This is a genomic window from Hydrogenophaga sp. (assembly GCF_036675665.1).
Taxonomy (GTDB): Bacteria; Pseudomonadota; Gammaproteobacteria; order Burkholderiales; family Burkholderiaceae_C; genus Hydrogenophaga.
The window spans coordinates 1-2,022 of the sequence record NZ_JAKFEO010000032.1 but is presented as its reverse complement, the minus strand read 5'-3'; the positions used below and the strand labels follow the sequence as shown (position 1 = coordinate 2,022).

General features: G+C 64.6%; 2 protein-coding genes. Both read right to left on the bottom strand.

Going from position 1 to position 2,022, the window contains the following annotated elements:
* Positions 1-529: 529 nt before the first annotated feature.
* Positions 530-1,537, bottom strand: a complete 1,008-nt coding sequence (locus tag V6M63_RS12650) for a cytochrome d ubiquinol oxidase subunit II (RefSeq protein WP_332742293.1) — start codon at positions 1,535-1,537, stop codon at positions 530-532.
* A gap of 12 nt (positions 1,538-1,549) precedes the next feature.
* The coding region (locus V6M63_RS12645; protein ID WP_332742291.1) for a cytochrome ubiquinol oxidase subunit I at positions 1,550-2,022 on the bottom strand (473 nt) is incomplete at its 5' end.

The following is a 2,022-nucleotide window of genomic DNA, read 5'->3' as shown; positions in this document are numbered from 1 at the left end:
GGCGTGGAAAGACATCTGGGGCTGCGGGCAGGGCATTGGCGCCGTGACGGCGGTGGTCAGCACGGCCGAACTGGTGGGGCGCCTGAAGCGCGAATACCGCGAGGCGCAGCAGCGGCTGCTGCCCCAGGTGGAGTTGGCTGACGTCTAGGTTCGCCAAGCGAGTACGTCCCCGGTTGGTGGCGGCGTGCCGTGGACGGCGGGTGGCCGACTCCGTTCGTGTCCCCCGCCACGGGAGGCGGCGCCTCCTTGACCTCACTGCGTCGGCCACCCACCATCCACGGCCCTTGGCGTGGTGTTTCTCTTTCGACTGATCGAACAGCCGACGTAGGGTGGGCACCTGCTCCACCCGAAAAGTCTGTGGAGAGATGCCATGAAATATGAAAGCGAGACTTTCTTTTTTCATGCTGAGGTTCTGGACCATGCTGGCGCACTATCACGGGCAGATCTGGTCAGCGGCCGATCCGGCTCGCTCTCTGGCGGTCTCGCAGCCGAGGCCGTGCCACTGTGGGCGATGCTGCCCGCGTAGCGCCTACGGCAGGTAACTCAGCTCCCGCGCCTTGCCCCAGAACACGCGGTACATGAAGATCGTGTACACGATGATCGCGGGCAGCGTGATCGCAACCCCGACGAAGATGAACAGCAACGACTTGGTGGCGCTCGCCGCCTGCCACACCGTCATGCGGTCGATCACGATGTAGGGGTAGAGGCTGTATGCAAGACCGATGAAAGCCAGCACGAAGATCAGCACGGTGCTGGCGAACACCACCCAGCCGTAACCCGCGGCTACCACGTTCGGCCGGGCAGTCACGTGGAAAGCGGCGTAGAACGCGAGGGCGCACGCGACTGGGATGGGCAACAGGCCCAGAAACTGGGGCATGGCGAACCAGCGGTCGAACACGGTCTGGCTCACCAACGGCGAGGCCAGCGAGATGGCGATCAGCGCCAGGCCCATCGGCCATAGCACCCGACGCGCCCATCGCACGGCCCGGGCCTGCAGCTCGTCGCTGGTTTTCATGATGAGCCAGCCAGCGCCCAGCATGGCGTAACCCGTCGGCAGCGTGAGGGCGATACCCAGGCTGAACAGGGACGATTTCCAGCTATGGTCGAACCCGGTGAGGTAGCTGCCCAGCATCCATCCCTGCGCCATCGCCGTCATCAGCGAGCCGAGCGCGAACAGAACGTTCCAAGTGCCCTTGTGCGCGGCGCGGGCCTTCACGCGAAAGTCGAACGAGACACCGCGCAGGATCAGGCCGATCAGCATCACGGCAACCGGAAGGTACAGCGCCGACAACACGATACCGTGCGCGAGCGGGAACGCGACGAGCAGCACGCCGATGCCCAGCACCAGCCAGGTTTCGTTGGCGTCCCAGAACGGCCCGATGCTCGAGACCATCACGTCTTTCTGATCGTCGCTCGCGAAAGGCAGCAGAATGCCCACGCCCAGGTCGTAGCCGTCCAGCACGACGTAGGCCAGCAACGCCAAGCCCATCACCGCCATGAAAACCAGCGGCAGCATGTATTCCCAGGTGAACGTCATCGCGTTTTCCTTTCAGGCAGGGCCGCGGATAGGCGTTGCCGCCTTGGGGCTCTGCGGCGTTTGCGCCGTTGGTTGCGCAGGGTGGCTGGCCATGTACATGAGCACCAGCACGTACGACGACAACAGGAAGACGTAGACGACGAGGTACGCGATGAGTGTGGAAAGCACCATGCCGGGCGCGTGATCGGCCACCACGTCGGCGGTGCGCACCAGGCCGTACACGATGAAGGGCTGCCGACCGATTTCCGTCACGTACCAGCCGGCAAGTGTGGAGACCCAACCGGAGAAAGTCATCGCGGCAAGCAGCCGCAATTGCCAGCGTGAAAACGGCACGGCATCGGCCCTCATGGCCCGGCCGCGGGCACGCCAGAGCGTCCACGACGCCCACCACGACACCAGCAGCATCAGCACGCCCATGCCCACCATGACACGGAAACTCCAGAACACCGGGGCAACGGGCGGATGCGCGTTGGGGAATTGGTCGA